We start from the raw sequence: 25,640 nt of genomic DNA on the forward strand, positions 1-25,640 counted from the left end.
AATGAATCTGACCGAAAAAGTCATCAAGGAACAGTTCCCGTTCTGGGAAAAGGCGCTGCTGCAAAGCCTGCCCGAGGTCCCTGGCAAGACCGTCGTCGTCACCGGCTGCGGAACCTCCTTCTTCCTTGCCCAGTCGATCGCCACCGCCTTCAACCACAACGGCCGCAACGCGATCGCCGTGCCGGGCGCCGAATGGGCGCGCCGCATGGACGACTATCTGGCCGATCGCGCGGATGTCACGGTGATCGGACTTTCGCGCTCCGGCACGACGACCGAAACCGTGCAGGCGCTTGAGGCGTCGCGGGCTGCCGGCATCCGCACCATCGGCATCTCCTGCGCGCCGGACACGGCGCTGCTGGAGGTGGCCGACGTGCCGGTCTACATCCCGACGCATGCCGAGGAAGGCATCGTCATGACCGTTTCGGCCTCGCTGATGCTGCTGGCCGGCCTACGTATGGCGGGGGTCGAGGTCGGCACCGTGGCCGAGGCGCAGGCCGCGTTGGGTGCGGCGGAAGCCGCCGTTCCGCTCATCGCCGGGCGTTCGCACTTCGTCTATCTCGGCGGCGGTGCACTCTATGGCATGGCGACTGAAGGCTCGCTGAAGCTTCAGGAAATGTCGATCACCTACAGCCAGGCCTTCCACCCACTCGAATACCGCCATGGGCCGATCAGCCTGATCGACGAGACCTCGCTCGTCGTTCTTCTCTATTCGGCCGACACGACCGACGAGGAGGCGAAGGTGGCCAGCGAAGTGCAGGCCAAGGGCGCCCGCGTCATCGGTCTCGGCGGACCGGGCGATCTCAGCATTCCGCTTGTCCGGACCGGCGCCGCGCGGGCGCTCGAACTGCTGCCGGCGCTGCAGATCCTCGGAGAACGCGTCGCCAACCAGAAGAACGTCGATACCGCAGCACCCCGCCACCTCAGCAAGGTCGTCGTCCTCGCTTGAGGATGGCACGCGCGGTTCGGTAACGGAGAGAACATGGCCCAGGTAGAATTGCGAAATCTCGTCAAGGCCTACGCGACGCATCAGGTGATGCATGGCGTAAGCTTCGATGTCGCGGACGGCGAGTTCGTGGCGCTGGTCGGGCCGTCGGGCTGCGGCAAGTCCACGCTTCTGCGGATGATCGCCGGCCTTGAGGAGGTCACCGGCGGAACGATCTCGATCGCCGGGCGCGTCGTCAACGAGGTCGAGCCCAAGGATCGCGACCTCGCCATGGTGTTCCAGAACTATGCGCTCTATCCGCATATGACGGTCCGCGAGAACATGGGCTTCTCGATGCGACTGCGGAAGGCGCCAAAGGAGGAGATCACCGCGCGCGTCGAGGAAGCGGCCGCCATTCTGGGTCTTGGCGACTACCTGGAACGGATGCCGCGCCAGCTGTCCGGCGGCCAGCGCCAGCGTGTGGCGATGGGCCGGGCCATCGTCCGGCGCCCGGCAGTCTTCCTCTTCGACGAGCCGCTGTCGAACCTCGATGCCGCGCTGCGGGTGCAGATGCGCGCCGAGATCCGCGCGCTACACGACCGTCTCGGCTCGACCTCCATCTTCGTTACCCACGACCAGGTGGAAGCGATGACGATGGCGGACCGCATCGTCGTTTTGCGGGCGGGTCGCCTCGAGCAGGCAGGCGCTCCGCTCGATCTCTACGACCGTCCCGGCAACGTCTTCGTCGCCGGCTTCATCGGCTCTCCGGCGATGAACCTGCTGAAGGGCCACGCCAGCGACGGCATGATCCGGCTCGGTGCCATTCTTTCGGTTCCGGCACCCGTAAACGCCTCGGGCGAAGTCATCTGGGGGATCCGGCCGGAGCATCTGGAACTGGCTGCCGCCGATACCGACGGCGCGTTTGCCATGCGCGTTACCGGCGTCGAGAGCACCGGCCACGCCACCTTCATCCTCGCTGAGACGGACGGACTAACGCTGACGGCGCTGTTCACTGACCGGCCCAAAGTCGCAAAGGGCGACGTCCTTTATCTGAAGGCACATCCGACGCGACAGCATCTGTTCGACGCCGGGACTGGTTTGCGGATCGAGTGATCGCAAAGTTCAAGAGTAGCGCGCTAATATTTTAAATTTGACGCGCGTAAATATTTATGATTTTTCGGACCGTGTGATCGGGACCTGAGGAGGGTCTGCGTCCCGACTGCGCCATCTGACTGCAGACCCGCGAAAAGTTCGGGAGGAACTATGAACCGCACCCCCATTCTCAAGGCCATCCTCGCATTCGGCCTGCTGTCGGCCGCTAGCGTATCCGCGCATGCGGACGGCATCGGCGCGTCGCTTCTGACGCAGCAGCATCCGTTCTACATCGAGCTTGCCAACGCCATGAAGCAGGAGGCGACGGCAAAGAACGTCAAGCTGGAAGTGGCGATCGCCAACCAGGACCTCAGCAAGCAGCTGGCCGACGTCGAGGACTTCATCGTCAAGGGCGTCGATGTCATCGTCATCTCGCCGGTCGATAGCCAGGGCGTCCTCGCAGCCATCACCAAGGCCGAGCGTGCCGGCATCAAGGTGATTACCGTCGACGTGCCGGCCAAGGACGCCAAGGTCACGTCGCACATCGGCACCGACAACTTCACCGGCGGCGTCAAGGCCGGCGAGCTGATGGCCAAGGAACTCGGCAACAAGGGCAAGGTCGCAGTGATCGACTACCCGACCGTCCAGTCGGTGGTGAACCGCGTCGAGGGCTTCAAGAAGGCCATCGCCGAGCATCCCGAGATGAAGATCGTCGCCATCCAGACCGGCATCACCCGCGCCGAGGCGCTGGCCGCCGCTCAGAACATGCTGCAGGCAGATCCCGAGATCGCCGGCATCTTCGGCTTCGGCGACGACGCGGCACTTGCCGCCGCTGTTGCCGTCAAGGCAGCCAATCTGGAGAGCCAGGTCAAGGTCATCGGCTTCGACGGTATGGAAGAAGCCCGCAAGGCCGTCGACAGCAACCCGGTCATGGTCGGCGTCATCCAGCAGTTCCCGGACCAGATGGGCAAGCAGGCCGTCGACTCGGCGATCAAGGTGATCGCCGGAGAAGAAGTTCCGGCCGAACAGCCGATCGTTCCCGGCGTCTACACCAAGAAGTAATGCCGCATCCGGAGCCGCCGGGCCTGCGCTCGGCGGCTTCTGGCAACCGGCCGTTCCCGCTGCACCTCGGCGTCAGTGAACCGTCGGGAGCCGCCATTTGATACCGAGATGAGGAGAGGTTGTGATGGGCACAGCCGATGACGACACGGTCCTCCGGATCAGCGACATCACCAAGACCTTCGGTCCCGTCACCGCGCTGAAGAGCATGCGCCTCGACGTCAGGCGCGGTCGCGTCCACACCCTGCTGGGCGAGAACGGCGCTGGAAAATCGACGCTGATGAAGATCCTCAGCGGCGTCTACCAGCCGTCCTCCGGCAGCATTCATCTGAACGGCCGGCCGTACCACTGTGGAAATCCCCAGGAGGCTGCCGCGCTCGGCGTGACGATCGTCTTCCAGGAACTCAGCCTCTGCAACAACCTGACGGTCGCCGAAAACATCCTGGCAACCCGGGAGCCGTCGCGCGCCGGCTTCATCAACGACCGGGCGCTTGTCGCCCAGGCGCGGCGCATCGTCCAGGATCTCGGGCTGCCGATTGACGTCACCGACAAGGTTGGCGACCTGTCGATCGCGCAACGCCAGCTGGTCGAGATCGCCAAGGGCCTGAGCATCGAGGCAAGCGTGGTGGTTCTCGACGAACCGACATCCTCCCTGAGCGACAGCGAGGCGGAAATCCTCTTCCGCATCATCGAGCGGCTGAAGGCGAAGGGCGTCGCGGTCATCTACATCTCCCACCGCATGGAAGAGATCATGCGGCTCAGCGACGACATCACCGTCATCCGTGACGGCACCTATATCGCCACCAAGCGCCGCGAAGAGACAACGATCGAGGACCTCATTGCGCTGATGGTCGGCCGCACGATGGACGAGATCTATCCCGAACGCGTCGCCGCGGCTCCCGAGCCGTCTGTCCCCCCGATCCTGTCGGTCGACAATCTGACGCGCGATGGCGAGTTCGCCGATATCGCGTTCGATGTACGGCCGGGCGAGATCCTCGGTTTCTTCGGTCTGATCGGCTCCGGCCGGTCGGAGGTGATGAACGCCATCTTCGGCATGAAGCGGACAGCCGGCACGGTTCGTCTCAACGGCGAGCGTGTTCATCTGGCCTCGCCCGTCGATGCGATCGCCCACGGCCTGGGCTTCGTCACCGAAAACCGCAAGGAAGAAGGCCTCGTGCTCAGCCAGAGCGTCGAGAGCAATATCAGCATGGCGGCACTCTCCAGCTTTGCCGGACGGCTCGGGTTTCTGCGCCGCCGCCGCGAGCGTATGGAGGCCGATGCGGAAGTTGCGCGTCTGTCGATCAAGACGGCATCGCTCGATACGCCGGCGGGCTCGCTCTCCGGCGGCAACCAGCAGAAGATCGTGCTTGCCAAGTGGCTGCTGACACGGCCGAAGGTCCTCATCCTCGATGAGCCGACCCGTGGCGTCGACGTCGGCGCCAAGTTCGAAATCTACAAGATCATCCGCCAGCTGGCGGCCGAGGGAACCGCGATCCTGCTCGTATCCTCCGAATTGCCGGAGGTGCTGGGCATGAGCGACCGCGTTGTTGTGATGAGCGAAGGCCGCCAGATCGCCATCGCCACCGACCACGACCTCAATCCCGAAACCATCATGTCATTCGCGACGGGACACTCTTCATGACCCAGACCAGCCAATCCGCAGCCGCCTTCAGGAAGATCATGAAGCAGTATGGCGGCATCTTCCTCGCGCTTATCGTTCTGTGCGTGATCTTTTCCGTCGTGAACCCGCGCTTCATGTCGATCGCCAACTTCATGAACATCCTGCAGCAGGTGGCGGTCATCGCCATCGCCGCGTTCGGCATGACCTGGGTGATCCTGCTCGGCGAGATCGATCTGTCGATCGGCTCGATCATCGCCGTCGCCGGCATGGTCGGAGCGCAGTGCTTCGCCTTCGGTCTCGGCTTTGTGCCGGCCGTTCTCCTGACGCTGATCGCCGGCGCCATGCTGGGCCTGGTCAACGGCACGCTGACGGCGAAACTTCTGCTCCCCTCGTTCATCGTCACGGTCGCGACCATGGGCATCTATCGCGGCCTCGTCAGCCTGCCGACCAACGGCGCGCCGGCGATGATCCTCGATGAAAGCTGGATGGCGATCGGCGCCAACAGCGTGTTCGGCCTGCCGATCATCATCTGGATCGTTGTGGCGCTCTTCCTGTTCAACCACATCCTGCTCAGCAAGACGACGTTCGGGCGACGTGCCTATCTCATCGGCGGCAACCGCGAGGCAGCGCTCTATTCCGGCATCAAGGTCGACCGGATGAAGATCACCATCTTCATGATCTCGGGCATCATGGCGGCGATCAGCGGCATCCTTCTGTCGTCTCGGCTCCTGTCGGCGCAGACCAATGCAGGTGCAAGCTACGAACTGGACGCCATCGCGGCAGCCGTGCTCGGCGGCACCAGCCTTGCAGGCGGCGTCGGCACCATGGTCGGTACGCTCATCGGGGCGCTGATCATCGGCGTCATGAACAATGGCATGAACATGCTGTCGGTCCCGTATTTCTATCAGCTGATCGTCAAGGGGCTGGTCATTCTCATCGCCGTCTGGCTCGACGTCCGCTCCAAGCGCGCCAAACAGTAATTCTCTCGCGACGGTATTTTCATGAGCAAGATCCTTACCATCGGCGAAATCCTCGTCGAGATCATCGCCACTGAACGCGGCAACGGCTTTCGCGCGCCCGTGCCGCTGATCGGGCCCTTCCCGTCGGGCGCTCCGGCGATCTTCATCGACCAGGTCGGCAAGCTGGGCCAGGCCTGCGCCATCATCTCGCGGGTCGGCGATGACGACTTCGGCCACGTCAACCTGGATCGGTTGAGAGCCGACGGCGTCGATGTCTCTGGCATCGAAGTCGACCCGATGGGAACCACCGGCAGCGCCTTCGTGCGCTACCGCGAGGATGGCAGCCGGGCCTTCGTCTTCAACATCCGCCACAGCGCCTGCGGCCAGATTTCTCTCAACGACCAGACGCGCAAGCTGCTCGACGACTGTACGCATGTGCATGTGATGGGCACCGCGCTCTATGCGCCGAGTGTCATCCAGACCATTCTGACGGCGATCGATACGGTCAAGGCGAAGGGCGGAACGGTCTCCTTCGACCCCAACCTTCGCCCGGAAATTCTCGGCAGCCCGGGGATGCGCGAGGCGCTGTCTGCGGTCCTCGCAAAGACGGACATATTCCTGCCGAGCGGCGAGGAGTTGTTCCTGTTTGCCCCCGCGAAAACCGAGACGGGTGCGGTCGAAGAGCTCCTGGAGGGTGGCATCAAGGCGATCGTCCTGAAGCGCGGCGAAGCCGGCGCGACGTATTTCGACGGGAGCCGGACGATCTCCCATCCCGGGTTCGAGGTGACGGAAGTCGATCCGACCGGCGCCGGCGACAGCTTCGGTGCGACCTTCGTGACGCTCTGGCTGGCGGGCATGGGCCCGGCGGCGGCGCTGGAGCTTGCCAATGCGTCCGGCGCCCGGGCGGTCACCAAGGCCGGCCCCATGGAGGGCGCATCGACACGTGCCGAACTCGATGATTTCATCGCAACCGCAGCAAGGAAACAGGCATGACCAGCCAGAACCCGCTTCTCGACATTGCCGACTGGAAAACCCGGCCGGGTCCGCGCGGCATCCCGTCCGTCTGCTCAGCGCATCCTCTGGTCATCGAGGCGGCGATGCTTCGTGCTCTTCGCGAAGGTCAGCACCTGCTCATCGAAGCGACCTGCAATCAGGTCAACCAGGATGGCGGCTATACGGGAATGACGCCGTCCGACTTCCGCACCTTCGTGGAGCAGATCGCTGCAAAGACTGGCTTCCCGGTCGACAGGCTGATCCTCGGCGGCGACCACCTGGGGCCGAACCCGTGGAAAAATCTGGCCGCGGAAGAAGCGATGGCCAAGGCTGTCGCGATGATCGAAGCCTATGCGAAAGCTGGCTTCATCAAGCTGCATCTCGACACCAGCATGGGCTGCCTGGGCGAGCCGGTGGCATTGCCGGACGCACTGACCGCTGAGCGTGCGGCAACACTTGCCGCGGCTGCCGAGCAGGCGATCGCCGGCATGAGTGGGCCAAAGCCGGTCTACATCATCGGCACCGAGGTTCCGATCCCCGGCGGAGCCATGGAAGAGCTCGACGTGCTGGAGGTGACCAAGCCGGCAGCAGCACTCGAAACCGTTTCGATTCACCGGCAGGCCTTCGAGCGCGCCGGCGCCACGGATGCCTTCTCCCGGGCGATCGGCGTGGTGGTGCAGCCGGGCGTCGAATTCGGCAACCAGAACGTCATCGCCTACGATCCGCCGGCGGCGCGTGCTCTCAGCGCGGCACTGACCGAAATCCCGGGCTTCGTCTTCGAAGCCCACTCGACGGACTACCAGACCGAGGACGCGCTTACTACGCTGGTAAGCGACGGGTTCGCCATCCTGAAGGTCGGTCCCGGCCTGACGTTTGCGCTGCGCGAAGCACTCTACGGGCTCGATCGCATCGCCGCGTTCCTCTATCCCGGAAAGCGGAGCGAAAGCCTCATCGAGGTGACCGAGCGCGTGCTGTCTCAGGAGCCGAAGAACTGGGAGAAGTATTATCACGGCCCGGCCGAGGAGCAGCGCCTTCAGCGCCATTTCAGCTATAGCGACCGCATCCGCTACTACTGGCCGCATCCTCAAATCGACGCCGCGGTACGCTCCCTGTTCGCAACGCTCGAAGGCGTCGAGATCCCCGAAACGCTGATCAGCCAGTATCTCCAGGCGAGCTATCCGCGCGTCCGCCAGGGCGTGACGAAGCCGTTCGCGCATGATCTCGCCATCGCCTCGGTCGATGCTGTGCTGGAAATCTACTTCAGCGCCTGCAAGCTGTAGGCTCGCGTGGGGCCAGTTGTGCCGAACTTCTGAATACGCCTATGATCCGGCTCCGGGCGAGCCGGATCGGCCCGTTTTTCTAATCGATTGAATGTCAGCCGTACGCAGGGAGTCTTGATGGTAGAGAAAGCGACGATCAAAACGATGGAGGATTTCTCCGAATTCGTCGGCCTGTCGCGCCCCACCGTTTCGAAATACTTCAACGATCCCTCGTCGGTGCGCAGCAAGACGCGGCAGCGGATCGAGGCGGCAGTCGAGCAATCCGGTTTCCGGCCGAACATGTTCGCCGTCAACCTCAATCGCCGCCGCAGCAACATCATCGGCATTATCATCCCGAACTCCACCGACCCGTTCTACATGGCCCTGACGCGCCGAGTGGAACTGCTGGCGAACGAGGCGGGCCTGCTGGCCTTCGTGCTGTCTTCCGACGGCAACCCGGTGCTCGAGCAGCGGGCGATCGAAACACTCAAGTCGATGAACGTCGCAGGTGCGATCATTGCGCCCCTGGGCGTCAAGTCGCACCATCAGACGCTGGCGCAGCTGGGTGGGGCAATCCCGCTGATCTACGTGGATTCGCCGCTCGACGAGACGTCGCCGTTCGTTGGCACCGACAACCGGCAAAGCTTCCAGCTGATCGTCGACTACCTGTGCCGGTCGGGCGAGCCGCCCTGTTATGTCGGCATGCCGGGCGTCAACAACAATGCGACCAGCCGACAGATCGCCTATGTGGAGGCGATGACGCAACTTGATCTCGAGCCGCAGATCATCCCGCTGTCGCAGACGCGCGACTGGGATTTCGAAAAGTTCGGTTACGAGGAGACGCTGCGGACGCTGAAGGAGCGGGGAGGTTTTCCGAGCCGCACGATCCTCTGCGCCAATGATCGCGTTGCGTTCGGCGCCATCGCCGCCGCCTACCAATCGCGTCTCAAGGTCGGGCGGGGGGCGGACTGCGATCTGCGCATCGCCGGCCATGACGATCATCCGCTGTCGCGCTATTCCTGCCCGCCCATCACCACGGTCGCGCAGAACTACAGCGAGATCGGCCGGCTGGCGACCGAATTGCTCTTGTCCAAGCTCGGTGAAACCGCGATGACGAAACACGAATTTCCAGCCGACGAGCGGATCCTGCTGAATGCCGCCATCATGCTGCGCGATTCCGCCTAAGCGCCGAAAGGCCCGATCACTCTCCGGGACATGCCTATGACGAACCTGATGACCGCCGCAGACGACGCAGTTCTAGCCCGCTCCTATGATGCCTTCCTGTTCGACATGGACGGCACGCTCCTCAATTCGATCGCGGTAGTCGAACGCGTCTGGCGGGAATGGGCGGTGGAACACGGCATCGAACCGGAAGCCTTCATGCGCAACCTGCACGGCGTGCGCGCCATCGAGGTCATCCGGCGCGAAGCGATACCGGGCCTCGATGCCGAGGAGCAGGCGGAGATCGTGCTGCAAAAGGAACTCGACGACGTCGACGGGATCGTCGAGATCCCCGGTGCGGCGGCATTTCTCAGCGGTCTGCCGCCGGAGCGCTGGGCGATCGTCACCTCGGCGGTGCGGTCGCTCGCCCTGAAGCGGCTTGCCGCCACCGGTCTTCCAGTACCGAAGGTGCTGATCTGCTCGGATGATGTCGTCAACGGCAAGCCGGATCCGGAAGGCTATCTGAAGGCTGCCCGCTTGCTCGGCTTCGATCCGAAGGATTGCGTGGTCTTCGAGGATGCGCATGCGGGCATCGATGCCGCGGAACGCATGGAGGCCGGTGTCGTGGTGGTGACGGCGACCCATTCCATACCCGCCGACGTGGCGCATTTCCGCATGCGGGATTACCGCGACATGGCCGTCGATGTCGGCGCTCTGGGCGAGTTGAGGCTGTCCAAAGCCTGAAACGGACTTCGCGACGACATTCGCCAGCCGATCCCCACCTTCACCTCGGTCCGTTCAACCCCCGGCAACTAATCGTCCGGTGGCCAGTTAGCGGAACTCTGAGGTATGGAAATGTCGCATAAAGCAGTTCTCGCAGGTCGCTCCTATCTTCTCGTCGAAGATGAATATCTCACCGCTTCCAGTCTGGTCACCGCGCTAGAAGGAGTTGGGGCAACGGTTCTGGGCCCGGTCTCCAATCTCGATCGGGCCATGGAGATCTCGCAGGATCCGTCCTTTTCGGTGGACGCGGTGATCCTCGACGTGAAGCTTGGCGGCGATATGGTCTATCCATTCGCCGACATGTTGGTGAAACGCCACGTGCCGTTCGTCTTCCTGACCGGGTATGACTGTCGATCGATGCCGGACAGTTTTCGCGATGCGCCGTGCCTCACCAAGCCGTGCGACGAGCTGGAACTGACCCGTCTTCTGATGGAGATGCAGAGCTGACAGTCATGGCACTGTCCGGAGAGGTGCACATTGATGGAAAGCTATATCCACCTCTTTGCCGGCCGGCACATCCTCATTGTCGAGGATGAGTACTTTCTCGCCGACGAAACCAGGCGCAACCTGCAGGCGGCGGGAGCCCTGGTGGTCGGGCCGGCCGGAGATGTGCTGACGGCGCTTTCGCTCATCGATACCTCGCGGGTCGACGCAGCGATCCTCGACGTGCATCTCGGCGACGAGTTCGTTTTTCCGGTTGCCGAAGAACTCGAAACGCGCGGCATCCCGTTCGTGTTCGCCACGGGCTATGATCCCTCGGTGATCCCGGTCAGATTCACCGGCTTTGCGCTCTGCGAAAAGCCGACGGAGCTGGGCAAGATCGCCCTCGCTCTGTTCGGACCGGGATCGGCTGACGGACTGCATTGATCCCGCTGACCGGTCCGCCTCGCACGTTCGCGATGCCGCCGCCCGCGGCCGCGCTTATTTGGGCATCAAGCTTCCCCTGAAGACGGGTTTCCCCTACATAGGGCACACGCAATGGCCCCGGAATCCCATGACATCCACCGACTTCGATTTCCTCGCGCATGACGGCGAGCTTGCCCGGCTGATCCGGAGCTTCGACTGGACGTCCACCTCGCTCGGCCCACCCTCGCAATGGCCGCAGGCGGCGAAGGTGACGACGACGACCATTCTCAATTCTGCGGTGCCGATCGTCACGCTCTGGGGCGAGGACGGCGTGATGATCTACAACGACGCCTATTCGATCTTCGCCGGAGGCCGGCATCCACGCCTTCTCGGCTCCAAGGTCCGCGAGGGGTGGCCGGAAGTCGCCGATTTCAACGACAACGTCATGAAGGTCGTGCTCGCCGGCGGAACGCTTGCCTACGAGGATCAGGAGCTGACGCTGCACCGCAGCGGACAGCCCGAACAGGTTTTCATGAACCTCGACTACTCGCCGGTGATGGACGAAGACGGCCGACCCTGCGGCGTGCTGGCGATCGTCATCGAGACGAGCGCGAAGGTCAGGGCAGAACGCTGGCGCCAGGGGGAGCAGGAACGCCTGCGCAGCATGTTCGAGCAGGCGCCGGGCTTCATCGCGATGATGCGCGGACCCGAGCATGTGTTCGAGCTGACCAACGCCTCCTACCGGCAACTGGTCGGACACCGCGATCTGGTCGGCCAGGCGGTGCGCGACGCGCTTCCCGATCTTCGCGGGCAGGGCTATTTCGAGATCCTCGACGAGGTCTACCGGACCGGAAAGCCATATGAGGGACGGGCGATGCCGGTCGACTTCCGGGCATCCGCGGATGCCGGCGTCGAGCGCAAATATGTCGACCTCGTCTACCACCCGGTCTCCGACGGCGATGGACTGGTGATCGGTATCTTTGTCCAGGGCGCCGATGTGACGGATCGTGTGAGCGTCACGGAGGCTCTCAAGGCAAGTGAGGCGCAGAGCCGTCAGATCCTTGACGGCGCTACCGACTACGCAATCCTCGCCCTAGATCTCCACGGCCGAATTCTGCGCTGGAACGAAGGCGCGCGGCGGATTTTCGGCTGGACGAAGGAAGAGGTCGTGGGTGGCGACTGGGATCTGCTGTTCACGGCAGAAGACCGCGCCGGCGGGCGGCCCCATGACGCGATCAATGAAGCCCTGGAGGTCGGCACGGCGCACCACGAGCGCTGGCATGTTCACAAATCCGGCGACCGGTTCTGGGCGAGCGGCTCGATCAGCCCCCTTCTGGACGAGGATGGTCGTCCGGTCGGGCTGGTGAAGGTGCTGCGCGACAGGACCGTGGAACATCTGGCGACGCAGGCACTGGAGGAGACCGAAGCCAGGTTGCGTCGGGCCCAGGAGGCTGGCGGCGTAGGTGGTTTCTCTCTCGATCTCGTGGACAACGTGCTTCGACCGACCGCCGAGTTCTGCAAGATCTTCGGCCTTACGCCGTCCAAGGCCATCCCGATCGACACGATCCAGGCGCTGGTCGTCGAAGAAGACCAGAACGTCGCATCCAATCCCGATACGCGGAAGTCGGCGACGGCGCCTCTCAAGGTGGAATACCGGATCCGGCGCGCCGACAACGGACAAAAGCGCGTCATCGCCCGCAGCGGTGAGTTCGAATATGACGCGGACGGCAACGTCGTTCGCTTTGTCGGTGTGGTTCAGGACGTCACCGAGCGGCGCCTGGCACAGCGGGAGTTGCGCGACAGCGAAGCGCGGTTCCGGGCGCTGGCGCAGGCCATCCCCAATCACATCTGGACAGCGCGCCCGGACGGCTCGATCGAATGGTTCAACGATCGGACCTATGAATTTTCCGGCAGGCCGCAAGGTTCCCTCGGCGGAGACGACTGGCTGGAAATCGTCCATCCCGACGACCGCCTCGCGACGCTGGAAACCTGGGCGGACGCCCGGTCGAACGGCAGCTCCTATCAGATGGAATACCGGCTGCTCGACAGGCATGGGGTCCATCGTTGGCACATCGCGCGCGGCGTCCCGGTCAGGGACGAGGCTGGCCGTATCGTTCGCTGGATCGGCACCAACACGGATGTCGAGGAACTGCGCGAAACGCGCGCCAAGCTTGAGGAATTGAACCAGACTCTCGAGCAGCGCGTGGCGGAGCGCACCGCCGACCGCGACCGGATGTGGCGCCTGTCGACGGACATCATGCTGGTCGCCGACTTCAACGCCACGATAGTCGCCGTCAATCCCGCATGGAGTACGGTGTTCGGATGGGACCAGGGTGAGCTCCTCGGGCGCTCCTTCATGCACCTCATCCACCTGGACGACCTGGACAGCACGCTAGCCGAAGTTGGCAAGCTCAGCGAAGGCGTGACAACGTTCTCGTTCGAGAACCGCTACCAGGCAAAGGACGGAAGCTATCGCACGATCTCGTGGACGGCGGTGCCCGACGATGCTTACATCCATGCCGTCGGCCGGGATGTGACCGAGGAGCGCGAGGCGGCTGAAGCCTTGCGACAGACCGAGATCGCCCTTCAGCAGGCGCAGAAGATGGAGGCAATCGGCAATCTCACCGGCGGTGTCGCCCACGACTTCAACAACCTCCTGCAGGTGGTCGCCGGCAATCTGCAGCTGCTTGCCAAGGATGTCTCCGGCAACGAGCGCGCCGAGCGGCGGATCACCAATGCGCTCGCCGGCGTGGCGCGGGGTTCCAAGCTCGCATCGCAGCTTCTGGCCTTCGGTCGACGGCAGGCGCTCGATCCGCGGGTCGTCAATGTCGGCCGTCTCATCCGCGGCATGGACGAAATGTTGCGCCGGACGATCGGCGACGGCGTGGAAGTCGAAACGGTCGTCTTGGCCGGCCTCTGGAACACGCTTGTCGACCCGATGCAGATCGAGAACGCCATCCTCAACCTGGCGATCAATGCCCGCGACGCCATGGATGGCTTCGGCAAGCTCACCATCGAAGCCGGCAATGCCGTACTCGACAGCGCCTATGCGAAAAACAACGAAGACGTGGTGGCGGGCCAGTATGTGGTGCTCTCGGTCACGGATACCGGGTCGGGCATGCCGGCCGACCTGATCGAGAAGGTCTTCGAGCCGTTCTTCACCACCAAGCCGGAGGGCAAGGGCACCGGCCTCGGCCTGTCGATGGTCTACGGGTTCGTCAAGCAGACCGGCGGGCACGTGAAGATCTACAGCGAGGTTGCGCAAGGAACGACGGTCAGGATGTACCTGCCGCGTTCGACGCAGCAGGAGGATCTGGATGTCACGCCGGGCGACACGCCTGTCGAGGGTGGCCACGAGACCATCCTGGTTGCCGAGGACGACGAGGGTGTGCGGTCCACTGTCGTGGAGATGCTGCAGGAACTCGGCTACCGCGTTCTCAAGGCACCGGAGGCGAGCGCCGCGCTGACGATCGTCGAGAGTGGCATTCCGATCGACATGCTGTTTACCGACGTGGTGATGCCCGGGCCGCTGAAGAGTGCCGACCTGGCGCGCAAAGCCAAGGAGCGGCTGCCGAACATCGCCGTGCTGTTCACCTCGGGCTATACCGAGAACTCCATTGTTCACGGCGGCAGGCTCGATCCGGGCGTGCAGCTGCTGTCGAAGCCCTATACGCGCGAGGCGCTGGCTCGCAAGATCCGGCACGTTCTCAACAACGAGAAGCAGATGCGGATCGCCGAGGCGAAGGCGGCCGCACCGCCGCCGGCCAAGGCCGCGCGGCTTTCCGAGCCGAGGGCTGCCGAAGAACGGCGGCTGAGCGTCCTGCTCGTCGAGGACAACGGCCTCATCCGCATGGCAACGGCCGACATGCTCGCCGACCTCGACTGCGACGTGCTGGAGGCCGGATCGGCGGAGGAGGCTCTTGGTCATTTGGAGACGCAGGCTGTCGACATCGTCGTCAGCGATCTCGGCCTGCCGGGCATGTCCGGCGAGGACTTCTGCATCCAGGTGCGGCAGCGCTGGCCGAAGATCGGCATCGTCTTTGCGACGGGCGCCGATCGCGGACCGGATCTAGACGATCCGTCGCGAACCGCCCTGCTGCCGAAGCCGCACGGCGTCGAAGAGCTGAAGGCGGCGCTGGATGCGGTAATGCAAGGCTAGGAGATTTGCAGCCGGACTATGTCGGCTGCATTGACACCTGCCATGGTCCTTCCGATCAGAGGCTGTCGAACCAGTCTGCATAGGGCGTGTTCTTCGCCATGTGGCGGTTGAAGTCCGGCGCGCCGTCGTCCCACCACACGGAGCCGCGTTCGCCAAGCGCGACCTTGGCCGCATCGACCCGCCGCCGGGCCTCAGTCGTCGCCATGCTGTCGCCTTTGGCATCGCGCACGGCCCGCCTTGCCGACATCAGGTCCCGAACCAGCCGAGACCGCGTCTCCTCGTCGAGGGCCGGATTGCTGCGCCGCCAGAGGCGGCCGCGAACGACGAAGTATCGGCCGTCCGGCGTGTTCGGGTAACTGGTGGACATGCATTACCGCTCGGATTTCCGCCGGTTCAATGCCGGCGAGCCGGGCGGGGTTCCTTCTGGAGATGCGGCTGACGCTAGGAGATCAGCCCCACCAGCAGGAAGAACAATGCCGAGATGATGCCGGCCGCCGGCATGGTGACGATCCAGGCGATGACGATGTTGCCAGCCAGCCCCCAGCGGACGGCAGAAACACGCCGGGCGGCGCCGACGCCGACGATGGCCCCGGTGATCGTGTGCGTCGTCGACACGGGTATACCGAGCCATGTCGCGCCGAACAGCGTCAGGGCGCCGCCGGTTTCGGCGCAGAAACCCTGCATCGGGTTGAGGCGGGTGATCTTCGAGCCCATCGTGTGGACGATCCGCCAGCCGCCCATCAGCGTGCCGAGCGCCATTGCCGCCTGGCAGGAGATGACCACCCAGAACGGCACGTAGAAGGTCGATCCGAGATGCCCCTGGCTGAACAGCAGCACGGCGATGATGCCCATCGTCTTCTGCGCATCATTGCCGCCATGACCGAGCGAATAGAGCGACGCCGAGATGAACTGCATGACGCGGAACGTGCGATCGACGGCAAACGGCGTCTGTCGAACGAACATCCAGGAGACGATGAGCACCAGCACCAGCGCCAGGAAGAAGCCGATCGCCGGCGACAGGAAGATGGCGGCGACGGTCTTGCCAACGCCCGACCAGACGACCGAGCTGAAGCCGGCCTTGGCAAGGCCTGCACCCAGCAACCCGCCGACCAGAGCGTGTGAGGAGCTTGAGGGGATGCCGTAGATCCAGGTGACGATGTTCCAGATGATCGCCCCCATCAGCGCCGCAAAGATCACCTGCGGCGAGACGATCGCCGAATCGATGATGCCGGTGCCAAGCGTTTCGGCCACATGCAGGCCGAAAAACAGGAAGGCGATGAAGTTGAAGAAGGCCGCCCAGGCGACGGCGAACTGCGGACGCAGCACCCGCGTCGAGACGATTGTGGCAATCGAATTTGCCGCATCGTGCAGGCCGTTGAGAAAGTCGAAGAACAGCGCGATGCCGATCAGGGCAAGCAGTAGCGGCAGGGCGAGGGTCGCATCCATCAGACGTTCTCGATGACGATGCCGCTGATCTCGTTGGCGACGTCCTCGAAGCGGTCGACCACTTTCTCGAGCTCGCCATAGATCTCGCTGCCGATCATGTAGGCCATCGCATCGCCCTGGCCGCCCTTTCCACCATGCCGGCGGAACAGGTCCTTAAGGCCCTGGTCGTGAAGGTCGTCGGAGCGGCCCTCGACCACGGTCACCTGTTCGGCAATCGAGGCGAGGCGCTGCGCGTTGGTGCCGACCTTGTCGAGCAGCGGGATGGCTTCAGCGACAAGCTTGGCCGCCGCGACGATTTCCGATCCCATCTGCTGCATCAGCGGGTCGAAGCTCTGCTGCTCGAACAGGCGGATGGTCTTCACCGTCTTGTGCATCATGTCGATCGCGTCATCCATCGACTGGATGAGGTCCTTGATATCGCCGCGATCAAAGGGCGTGATGAAACTGCGGCGCACCGCAAGCAGCACGTCGCGGGTGATGTCGTCGGCCTTGTGCTCCAGTTCGACGATGCGCTCGCAGTTCCGCTCGACATCCGTGCCGTTCAAAACCTGCTCCAGAGCCTGTGCCGCGGCAACCACGGTGCGTGAGTGCTCGCAGAACATTTCGAAGAACTTGTCCTCCCGCGGCATCAACTTGCGAAAAACATTCATCATGCGGGGCTGGCCTTCATCTTGCGCCTGACTGTCATAAATGTGTCATAAATGCTCGCGGGCAATCGAGACAATATCAAAAAAGACAAACCCACACGGCATATCCAGCATGGCAAGCAAGACACCCAAGCCTCCGGCGGACGAGACACAGCGATTGCTGACGCAATTGGCGCACGTTCCGCACAAGTTGTTCACCGCTCCGTTCCGCCAGCAATACGCAGCTCTCTGCTTTCGCGCGGCCGACGCGGAGGGCGGTTTCGAGGTGCTGACGATCACCTCGCGGCGCAGCGGGCGCTGGGTGATCCCCAAGGGGTCGCCGATGAAGGACAGGAAGCCTCACGAGGTGGCGTCGATTGAAGCGTGGGAGGAGGCCGGCATTCGCGGTACGGTGCGCAAGCGTCCCGTCGGTCGCTACACCTACCTCAAGCCGCTCGATCAGTTGGACGTCGTTCCCTACATCGTCGACGTCTTCCAGATCCACGTGACGGGAACGGAGGGGACCTACAAGGAGAAGGGGGAGCGACTGCTGGAGTGGGTGCCGATCGCCGAGGCGGCCAGGCGCGTGCGAGAGCCGGAACTCAAGTCTCTCCTTCTCGGCTTCAAGCCGCGGAAGAGTTTGAAATCCTGAAGCATCCGAATCGTTTCGGCGTTGATCGAAGAGACTCTCCCAGCCAGGTTTACGCCAGCGACCGGAACCTGACTGCGAGTCGCGTATTGTATTCGTTGCGACTGGATCAGACGGTGCCTCGCTCTAGAAACTCGCGGTTTACGGGCTTTTTCTTCGCCAGTCTGGCGATGGATCTACCTGTGACCTCGAAGGCTTGCGCCACGTGCGTGACGTGATAAACGGTCGAAGCTTGTGCAGCCGCACCGACGGCACTACGACGTCGATATTTTGAATGGGGCACTCTGTGGAAACCGGTATCAACAAGTCGCCGACCGGCATTGACGGATTTGATGAACTGACGCTCGGCGGCCTGCCGACCGGGCGCCCCAGCCTCATCTGTGGCTCTGCGGGCTGCGGCAAGACGCTGTTTGCCACGACGTTCCTCATCAACGGCATCCGCGACTACGACGAGCCGGGCGTCTTCGTGACGTTCGAGGAGCGTCCGGTCGATATCGCCAGCAACGTCGCCTCGCTGGGCTTTTCGGTTGACGATCTGATCGCCGACAACAAGCTGTTGATCGACCACATCGCCGTCGACCCGGCGGAAGTCGCCGAGATCGGCGATTACGATCTGGAAGGTCTGTTCCTGCGCCTGGAACTGGCGATCGCCCAGGTCGGCGCCAAGCGCGTCGTCCTGGATACGATCGAAAGCCTGTTCTCCGCCTTTCAGAACCCCGCCGTTCTGCGCGCGGAAATTCGCCGTCTGTTCGACTGGTTGAAGGAACGCGAGCTGACCACGGTCATCACCGGCGAACGCGGCGACGGCACACTGACCCGCCAGGGTCTCGAGGAATACGTGTCGGATTGCGTCGTGCTGCTCGATCACCGGGTGCACAACCAGATTTCCACGCGCCGGTTGCGGATCGTCAAGTATCGCGGCACGGCGCACGGTACGAACGAATACCCGTTCCTGATCGACAAGGACGGCTTCAGCGTCCTGCCGGTGAGCGCGCTCGGCCTCAACCACAAGGTCTTCGACGAACGGATTGCGAGCGGGATCGACGATCTCGACGCAATGCTCGAAGGGCGCGGCTTCCATCGCGGCAGCAGCATCCTGATCAGCGGTGTGGCGGGATCCGGCAAGAGCACGATTGGTGCCTGTTTCGTCGATGCCGCATGTTGCGCCGGCGAACGCGCCGTCTACTTCTCGTTTGAGGAATCAGCGGCGCAATCGGTGCGCAACATGCGCTCCATCAACATCGATCTGCAGCAGCACCTCGATTCAGGCGCGCTGCACTACGTGGCCGCCCGTCCGACCTTCTACAGTTTGGAAATGCACCTGGCGGTGATGTTGCGCGAGATCATGCGCGTCAAGCCGTCGATCGTCGTGCTGGATCCGATCTCCGCCTTCATGGGCTCCGGCGAGCTCGGGGAAGTGCAGGCAATGCTGCTGCGCATGGTCGACGCCTTGAAATCGCAAGGCATCACCGCCGTCTTTACGCATCTGATGCACTCGGCCGACGGTGCAACCGAGACCGAAGTTGGCCTGTCGTCGCTGATGGATGCCTGGATCCTGTTGCTGAACCGCGAGGCGAGTGGCGAATTCAACCGCGAGCTCTATCTGTTGAAGGCGCGCGGCACCGCCCATTCCAATCAGGTGCGCGAATTCGTGATGACGGAAAACGGAATTCAGCTGCTGCTGCCCTATGTAGGCGAGGGACGCGCGCTGACCGGTTCGGCACGTCGGGCCCAGGAAGCGCGGGATCGTCGCGAGCAGGCCAGGCGCGACGGCGAAATTGTGCAGATCCGCGAGCAACTGGACAACCGTCGCCGGCAGACGCAGGCGCAGATTGCCGCGCTCCAGGCGCAGCTGGAAGCAGATGAAGCGGAGATGCGGCGCAAGCTTGCCTTCGAAGAGCAGGACGCTGAACAGTTCAGTTCAGATCGCCAGGAAATGATGAAAAGCCGTGGTCTGAGCGGTTGAGGATGAATGATGAGCGATGAAGCCACTGAGGGCTCCCCACGGAAACTCGTACTGTACGTAGCTGGCCAGACACCGAAGTCGACCGCTGCAATCGAGAACCTGCAGCGCATTTGCGAGGAACATCTTCCGGGCAAATACGTGGTGGAAGTTATCGACCTGCGGCAGCAGCCGCAACTGGCCCGCGAACACAACATCGTCGCCATCCCGACGCTGGTTCGCGAACTGCCGACGCCGATCCGCAAGATCATCGGCGACCTTTCCGACATCGAGAAGGTTCTGGTGCATCTGAAGGTCGGTGGCTGACGCATGACCATCAGCGGCCGCGATCAGAACAATCGGGAATGGGTCGAATCGGAGCTTCGTCGCCGGCTGGAAGAGGCCGAGGAGACGCTGCGCGCCATCCGCGAAGGTGAGGTCGACGCACTCGTCATGCGCAATCCGCAGAACGAGGACGAGGTGTTCACGCTCGAAGGGCGGACGGAATCCTACCGCGACTTCATGGAGGCGATGGATACTGGTGCGGCAGCCTTCGATGGCGCCGGCAGGCTGATCTATGCCAACAAGGCGCTGGCCGAACTGCTTGGACAGCAGGAAGAAGGCTTTGCCGGCATCGAGCTTGTCGATCTTCTGTCGCCCGCCGACCGGGATGCCGTGCAGGCGCTGGTCGAACAGGCGCGTTCGGCGCGAGGAACCTGCGAGATCAGCACGTCGATCGGCGACGAGGAGCGGCACATCCTGGTGTCGGCGGCGCCGCTGGCGCTCGGCGTCAACCACGGCGTTGCAGCGACCTTCACCGACATCACCCACCGCATCCGCGCCATTGCGGCGCAGGAATCCGAGCGGGCGGCGCATGCCATCATCGCCTCCGCCAACGAGGCGGTTATCGTCTGCAATCTCGACGGCATCGTCACCCATGCCAACGCGGCGGTCGGCGGGATCGCCTCGCGCGATCCGATCGGACTGCCCTTCGATGATGCATTCAACATCACGATCGCCGGCACCACCGGCCTGATGCAGGGCAACGACTTCCTGTCGCTGGCAATGGCCGGCACGCCGGTGCAGGGTCTCGAAGCCCATGCACCGAACGCACCGCGCATCCGCGACCTGCTGATCAGCGCCGCACCCCTGAAGCTTGGCGCCAACATCGTCGGCTGTGTGGTGGCGATGGTTGACCTGTCGCAGCGCAAGGCTGCCGAGAAACAGCAACTGCTGCTGATGGGCGAGCTCGATCACCGGGTGAAGAACACGCTGGCGCTGGTGCTGTCGATCGCCAAGCGCACCGCCTCGACGGAAGATACCGTTCAGGGCTTCCAGGCGGCGTTCGCCAGTCGCATCCAGGCGCTTGCCGCCACGCATAATCTTCTCGCCGAACGGTCTTGGAAGCCGGTGCCGCTTGCCAGCATCATCCGCGCCGAACTCGCGCCGCATATCCTCGGCTCGTTCGAGCGCCTAGTCCTGCACGGCCCGGACTATGCGGTCTCGCCGCGGGCGGCAATCGCGCTCGGCCTGGTGATCCACGAACTGGCGACCAATGCCGCCAAGTACGGTGCGCTCTCCAATGCCGGCGGCAACGTCCGCATCGACATCGCCTCCTCGCAGGATGACGCGACGATCCACCTGCGGTGGAAGGAAAGCGGCGGCCCGAGGGTCGCCACGCCGCAGCGGATGGGCTTCGGTCACACGGTTATCACCCGCAGCATGAAGTTCTCCGCCGGTGGCGACGCCAGCATCTCATACCCGGAAGATGGCGTCGTCTGCGATATCCGCCTGCCGCTGGAAGACGTCGTGCTTTCGACCGACTGAAGCGCTGCCGGGCGCTTCCATCATTTCTCTCCGAGAGCATCCAGCCGGGCGCGCAGTGTCGCGTTCTCCGACTCCAGTTGAGAAAGACGGTCGCGCAAGGGACGGATCGCCTGCGCCAGTTCGTCTTCCGCGAAACGCGGCGTGATATGCTGCTGGCAGTTCCAGTCGAACGTCTTCAGCCGGAGCCGGAAGATCCGCTCCAGCCGTGCCCCGTAGCCGGGATCGGTGACGGCTTGCGTGAGGGCCGGATCGGCATCGAGCGACACCTTCGCGACATGCGCGTAGATCTTCAGGCGTGCCTGTCGCGGATAGTCGATGAGGAAGAGGCAGGCCCGGTCGTTGGCGGCCAGATTGCCGGTGCTGATATACTGACGGTTGCCCCGATAGTCGGCAAAGGCCAGCGTCTGGTCGTCGATGACCTTGAGGAAACCGCGCGGTCCGCCGCGGTGCTGGACGTACGGCCAGCCGGTTTCCGAGACCGAAGCCATGTAGAAGGTGTCGCGATCGGCGATGAACGCTGCTTCGTTGCGGCCGAACCGATCGTGCTCGCGGTGGCCTTTGAAGTCGGTCCAGATGTGGTCGGCTCCCATCTCTGCCTGTGCAGCGCGAACGCTCGGGGTGACGGCGACATCGAGAAATCCGTAGGACATGTGACCCTCCTTAGCGCCAGTCCCGCAGCGGCCGGGCGCTGCCGCCAGACAAGTGTTACGTCAGATCGCCGGCGTTGACGACCCGGGCGTCCGTTGCGGCTACGGATCTTGAGGGTCTGCTCTGGATGCCCGGCACTGAGGAAGGCGTTAGCGTATTGACCCAGCCTGATTCGCCGGCATTAAGACCATGACAGTCCGGTCGATCCGGCCTTGCTTCTGCCCCTCGCATGGGAAAGTCGTCAGGCACAGACGCAATCGATCGTTTCCCGCACAACTGGCAGCTTCTTGTCCCCTCCGTAACCGCCTGTTAACGGAGCATTAACCATGCTTGAAGTTAATGATATTCTAATTCACCATTTCCACTGAAAGCTCTTCAGGCTGTTCGAGATATCGATGAGAAAGGCGTCCAGATCCGTGTCAATCATATCGACGGACAGGTTTAGGAAGGCATGCGCGTTGTTCGTGTTGGCACTCTCCTGCGGCTGCAGCACCACCGGCGGCGTGCAGCAGCCGGCTGCGCCGGAGCTTGTCACCTCGGAGAAGGCTCTGGTCGTTCCGCCACCTGGTGGACCGGCGGTGCGAGGCGTGATCCAGAAGCCGTACTCGAATGGCGTCGAACAGACCGTGCTGCTGGCGACGACGGCGCGGGTGGCGGGCCAGAACTTTTTCAGGGTGCAGTTCCTCGGCGAACCGGGGTCCATGGCGACGACGTCCAGCGCTTCATACTCGCCAATCTCCGACAGCTCCATTTCCCGCGAAGTGGCGCGCGCCATCCCGGGCGTTCGCCTGGGACGAACCAACCGGCTGCTGCAGAACGGCTATGGTCCGTTCAGCTATGCGACCGGGCGCTCGACCGCCGGCGATACCTGCGTCTTCGCCTGGCAGCAGATCCGCTCGCGCAGCACTCCGCTCGCCATCGGCCGCAATTTCGGGATGATCCAGGTGCGCATGCGCCTGTGTGATACGGACGCGTCCGAGCGGCAGCTGCTAAACGTCATGTATGGCTACACCCTGACGGGCACGCTCGTCGGGGCGATCTGGAACCCGCACGGAGTACCGCGCGGCGCCGACGAGGACACCATTTCGGGCCGCGAGAACATCTATCCCGGCCCAAGAGGCTGGCTCGACAGCGGACGCATCGGCGAGCCGCGGGACGTCACGACCAACTCCGTCGTCGTTCGCCCGCCGGCGCGCGCAGTCGCGCGTCCAGCGGTGACGGCGCCTCAGCCGGTCGATTATCGGCCGCAGGCCGTTCCGGCCGTCATGGTGCCGATGCCGGACACCTCGACGCTGCCGAGCGGCACCGGGGCGCAGCAGGTGCCGCGCGCAGCGGCCTCCGGCTCATCCACCACAATTGCGATCCCGCTGCCCGGCTGTACGGGCGGGGGCAACGCTTCTTCCTGTTGACGACGGACGTCACTGCTCGAACGGCGAAATGATTCTGCCAAAGGAATGAGAATGGGTAAAGTGCCGACCCTCGCCGTATGGACCCTGGTCATCGTTGCGTCCGTCTTTCTGTTAACGCTGCCGGTCAATCTGCAAACCCAGTTGATCGTCAGTATTGGCGTGGTGACGCTCATGTGGGTCATCAAGATCCTCAAGGGAGACGGGATCTGGCGGCTGATCGCGCTGGCGTTCGGCACGGCAATCGTTCTGCGCTACGTCTACTGGCGGACTACGGAAACACTGCCGCCGATTTCGCAGATCGAAAGCTTCATTCCGGGCTTCCTGCTGTACCTGGCGGAGCTGTACAGCGTCCTGATGCTTGCGCTCAGCCTCTTCATCGTCGCCACGCCGCTGCCCTCGCGGCCGTCCCGCGCCGCCAGCCAGAAGCGCTTCCCGCTGGTCGATGTGTTCGTTCCGACTTACAACGAGGACGTGACGCTGCTTGCCAATACGCTGGCGGCGGCAAAGGCTATGGATTATCCGGCCGACAAGCTGCAGGTCTGGCTGCTCGACGACGGCGGCACGCTGCAGAAGCGCAACTCGCCGTCGCTGATCGAGGCGGAGGCGGCCGAGGAACGCCACCGGGTCCTCCAGCAGTTGTGCAGCGAGATGAACGTCACCTACCTGACGCGCGGGCGCAACGAGCACGCCAAGGCCGGCAACCTGAATAACGGTCTCAGCCAGTCGAAGGGCGAACTGGTCGCTGTCTTCGACGCCGACCATGCGCCGGCCCGCGACTTCCTGCTGGAAACGGTGGGCTATTTCGAAGAGGATCCTCAGCTTTTCCTGGTGCAGACGCCGCACTTCTTCATCAATCCCGATCCGCTGGAACGCAACCTTGAAACCTTCGACATGATGCCGAGCGAGAACGAGATGTTCTACGGCATCATCCAGCGGGGCCTGGACAAGTGGAACGCGGCGTTCTTCTGCGGCTCGGCCGCTGTTCTCAGTCGCCGTGCCCTGGAATCGACCGGCGGCTTCAGCGGCATCAGCATCACCGAGGACTGCGAGACGGCATTGGCGCTGCACAGCACCGGCTGGAACAGCGTATATGTCGACAAGCCGTTGATCGCCGGCCTGCAGCCGACCACGTTTGCCAGCTTCATCGGCCAGCGCAGTCGCTGGGCGCAGGGAATGATGCAGATCCTGCGCTTCCGCATGCCGCTCTTCAAGAGCGGCCTCAGCCTGCCGCAGCGCCTTTGCTACATGTCCTCGACGCTGTTCTGGCTGTTCCCTTTCCCGCGGGCGATCTTCCTCATCGCGCCGTTCTTCTACCTGTTCTTCGACCTTGAGATCTTCACGGCATCCGGCGGCGAATTCCTCGGCTATACGCTGGCCTACATCGCCGTGAACATGACCATGCAAAACTACCTCTACGGCTCGTTCCGCTGGCCGTGGATCTCGGAACTCTACGAATACGTCCAGACCGTCCATCTGCTACCGGCCGTGGTCTCGGTCATCCTCAACCCGCGGCGGCCGACGTTCAAGGTAACGGCGAAGGACGAATCCGTCTCTTCGAGCCGCCTGTCGGAAATCGCCCGGCCGTTCTTCGTCATCTTCGCAATCCTGGTGGTGGCCCAGATCGTCGCCATTTACCGGATCTACACGGAGCCCTACAAAGCCGATGTGACGATCGTCGTCGGCTGCTGGAACCTGCTCAACCTGGTCATGGCCGGCTGCGCGCTGGGCGTCGTCTCCGAACGCAAGGAGCATTCCTCGTCGCGCCGGGTGAGGGTGCGTCGTCGCTGCGAATTCGGCCTCAACGGCAACTGGTATCCGGCCTCCATCGAGGACGTCTCGGTCGGCGGTGCCCGGATCGACGTGTTCAACCGGGACATGGAACTGATCGAGGTCGGCGGCGAGGGCGTGCTGCGCTTCAAGACCCATCACGGAGAACAGACGGCGCTGCTGCCGATCTTCATCCGCAGTCGCAAATCTGCCGGCGACGTCACCACCGTCGGCTGCCAGTATCGTCCGGACGGGCCGTCCGACCATCGCTGGATCGCCGACCTGATCTTTGCAAATTCGAGCCAGTGGGAGGATTTTCAGCGGTCGCGGCGGCGCAATCCGGGGCTGCTGCGCGGCACTGCATGGTTCCTGTGGCTGTCCCTCTATCAGACGGCGCGCGGTCTTGTGTATTTCACGCGGGCAGTCGGCTTGTGGCGGTGGCGCAAACACAGCAAGGCGGGGGGCAACTGAC

22 protein-coding genes are annotated in these 25,640 nt (G+C 63.5%); 18 read left to right on the forward strand and 4 right to left on the reverse strand.

Going from position 1 to position 25,640, the window contains the following annotated elements:
* Nucleotide 1: 1 nt before the first annotated feature.
* From AAIH46_RS17195 to AAIH46_RS17250, 12 genes are all read left to right on the forward strand, one after another.
* Nucleotides 2-946, forward strand: coding sequence for an SIS domain-containing protein (locus tag AAIH46_RS17195; RefSeq protein ID WP_430307227.1), 945 nt, complete (start codon nt 2-4; stop codon nt 944-946).
* 33 nt (nt 947-979) lie between these two features.
* Nucleotides 980-2,035, forward strand: a complete 1,056-nt coding sequence (locus tag AAIH46_RS17200) for an ABC transporter ATP-binding protein (protein ID WP_430307229.1) — start codon at nt 980-982, stop codon at nt 2,033-2,035.
* 150 nt (nt 2,036-2,185) lie between these two features.
* Nucleotides 2,186-3,076 (forward strand): substrate-binding domain-containing protein, encoded by an 891-nt coding sequence (locus AAIH46_RS17205; RefSeq protein WP_430307231.1) that lies wholly within the window; start codon nt 2,186-2,188, stop codon nt 3,074-3,076.
* 124 nt (nt 3,077-3,200) lie between these two features.
* Nucleotides 3,201-4,715: a sugar ABC transporter ATP-binding protein gene (locus AAIH46_RS17210; RefSeq protein ID WP_430307232.1), complete on the forward strand. Its 1,515-nt coding sequence runs from the start codon at nt 3,201-3,203 to the stop codon at nt 4,713-4,715.
* On the forward strand, nt 4,712-5,674 hold the full coding sequence (locus AAIH46_RS17215; RefSeq protein ID WP_430307234.1) for an ABC transporter permease: 963 nt from the start codon (nt 4,712-4,714) through the stop codon (nt 5,672-5,674). Before AAIH46_RS17210 ends, AAIH46_RS17215 begins: the two co-directional genes overlap by 4 nt.
* Before the next feature lie 21 nt (nt 5,675-5,695).
* Entirely contained in the window at nt 5,696-6,646 is a 951-nt protein-coding gene (locus AAIH46_RS17220; protein ID WP_430307236.1) for a tagatose kinase, read from the forward strand.
* Nucleotides 6,643-7,926, forward strand: a complete 1,284-nt coding sequence (locus AAIH46_RS17225) for a D-tagatose-bisphosphate aldolase, class II, non-catalytic subunit (RefSeq protein ID WP_430307238.1) — start codon at nt 6,643-6,645, stop codon at nt 7,924-7,926. Before AAIH46_RS17220 ends, AAIH46_RS17225 begins: the two co-directional genes overlap by 4 nt.
* 144 nt (nt 7,927-8,070) lie before the next feature.
* Nucleotides 8,071-9,090 (forward strand): LacI family DNA-binding transcriptional regulator, encoded by a 1,020-nt coding sequence (locus AAIH46_RS17230; RefSeq protein ID WP_430307352.1) that lies wholly within the window; start codon nt 8,071-8,073, stop codon nt 9,088-9,090.
* Nucleotides 9,091-9,126: 36 nt separating this feature from the next.
* The gene (locus AAIH46_RS17235) at nt 9,127-9,810 is read left to right on the forward strand and encodes an HAD family hydrolase (RefSeq protein ID WP_430307239.1); all 684 of its coding nucleotides are present in this window, start codon (nt 9,127-9,129) and stop codon (nt 9,808-9,810) included.
* A gap of 111 nt (nt 9,811-9,921) precedes the next feature.
* Nucleotides 9,922-10,296 carry a response regulator gene (locus tag AAIH46_RS17240; RefSeq protein ID WP_430307240.1) on the forward strand — a complete coding sequence of 125 codons (375 nt, stop codon included), beginning with the start codon at nt 9,922-9,924 and terminating at the stop codon, nt 10,294-10,296.
* Nucleotides 10,297-10,329: 33 nt separating this feature from the next.
* On the forward strand, nt 10,330-10,716 hold the full coding sequence (locus tag AAIH46_RS17245) for a response regulator (protein WP_430307241.1): 387 nt from the start codon (nt 10,330-10,332) through the stop codon (nt 10,714-10,716).
* 127 nt (nt 10,717-10,843) lie between these two features.
* Nucleotides 10,844-14,854 (forward strand): PAS domain S-box protein, encoded by a 4,011-nt coding sequence (locus tag AAIH46_RS17250; protein WP_430307242.1) that lies wholly within the window; start codon nt 10,844-10,846, stop codon nt 14,852-14,854.
* 55 nt (nt 14,855-14,909) lie between these two features.
* On the opposite strand, the gene AAIH46_RS17255 is transcribed toward AAIH46_RS17250, so the two are convergent.
* From AAIH46_RS17255 to AAIH46_RS17265, 3 genes are all read right to left on the reverse strand, one after another.
* Entirely contained in the window at nt 14,910-15,221 is a 312-nt protein-coding gene (locus AAIH46_RS17255) for a hypothetical protein (protein ID WP_430307243.1), read from the reverse strand.
* 74 nt (nt 15,222-15,295) lie between these two features.
* Nucleotides 15,296-16,300: an inorganic phosphate transporter gene (locus AAIH46_RS17260; protein ID WP_430307244.1), complete on the reverse strand. Its 1,005-nt coding sequence runs from the start codon at nt 16,298-16,300 to the stop codon at nt 15,296-15,298.
* Nucleotides 16,300-16,953, reverse strand: coding sequence for a DUF47 domain-containing protein (locus AAIH46_RS17265; RefSeq protein ID WP_430307245.1), 654 nt, complete (start codon nt 16,951-16,953; stop codon nt 16,300-16,302). Before AAIH46_RS17265 ends, AAIH46_RS17260 begins: the two co-directional genes overlap by 1 nt.
* A gap of 106 nt (nt 16,954-17,059) precedes the next feature.
* Between AAIH46_RS17265 and AAIH46_RS17270 the strand changes: the two genes are divergently transcribed.
* From AAIH46_RS17270 to AAIH46_RS17285, 4 genes are all read left to right on the forward strand, one after another.
* Nucleotides 17,060-17,578 (forward strand): NUDIX hydrolase, encoded by a 519-nt coding sequence (locus AAIH46_RS17270; protein WP_430307246.1) that lies wholly within the window; start codon nt 17,060-17,062, stop codon nt 17,576-17,578.
* Nucleotides 17,579-17,849: 271 nt separating this feature from the next.
* The gene (gene kaiC / locus AAIH46_RS17275; protein ID WP_430307247.1) at nt 17,850-19,541 is read left to right on the forward strand and encodes a circadian clock protein KaiC; all 1,692 of its coding nucleotides are present in this window, start codon (nt 17,850-17,852) and stop codon (nt 19,539-19,541) included.
* Between the two features lie 9 nt (nt 19,542-19,550).
* Entirely contained in the window at nt 19,551-19,844 is a 294-nt protein-coding gene (locus AAIH46_RS17280; protein ID WP_430307248.1) for a circadian clock KaiB family protein, read from the forward strand.
* Between the two features lie 3 nt (nt 19,845-19,847).
* Complete coding sequence (locus tag AAIH46_RS17285; RefSeq protein ID WP_430307249.1) at nt 19,848-21,344, forward strand: sensor histidine kinase; 1,497 nt, start codon at nt 19,848-19,850, stop codon at nt 21,342-21,344.
* Nucleotides 21,345-21,364: 20 nt separating this feature from the next.
* Here AAIH46_RS17285 and AAIH46_RS17290 read toward each other — a convergent pair whose 3' ends face one another.
* The gene (locus AAIH46_RS17290; RefSeq protein ID WP_430307250.1) at nt 21,365-21,994 is read right to left on the reverse strand and encodes a pyridoxamine 5'-phosphate oxidase family protein; all 630 of its coding nucleotides are present in this window, start codon (nt 21,992-21,994) and stop codon (nt 21,365-21,367) included.
* A 462-nt stretch (nt 21,995-22,456) separates the two neighbouring features.
* Between AAIH46_RS17290 and bcsN the strand changes: the two genes are divergently transcribed.
* A complete protein-coding gene (bcsN, locus tag AAIH46_RS17295; protein ID WP_430307353.1) occupies nt 22,457-23,401 on the forward strand; it encodes a cellulose biosynthesis protein BcsN in 945 nt (314 codons plus the stop codon).
* A gap of 51 nt (nt 23,402-23,452) precedes the next feature.
* Nucleotides 23,453-25,639: a UDP-forming cellulose synthase catalytic subunit gene (bcsA, locus tag AAIH46_RS17300; RefSeq protein ID WP_430307251.1), complete on the forward strand. Its 2,187-nt coding sequence runs from the start codon at nt 23,453-23,455 to the stop codon at nt 25,637-25,639.
* Nucleotide 25,640 lies beyond the last annotated feature (1 nt).

This window comes from Rhizobium sp. 0TCS1.26 (genome assembly GCF_050455525.1).
GTDB lineage: Bacteria > Pseudomonadota > Alphaproteobacteria > Rhizobiales > Rhizobiaceae > Neorhizobium.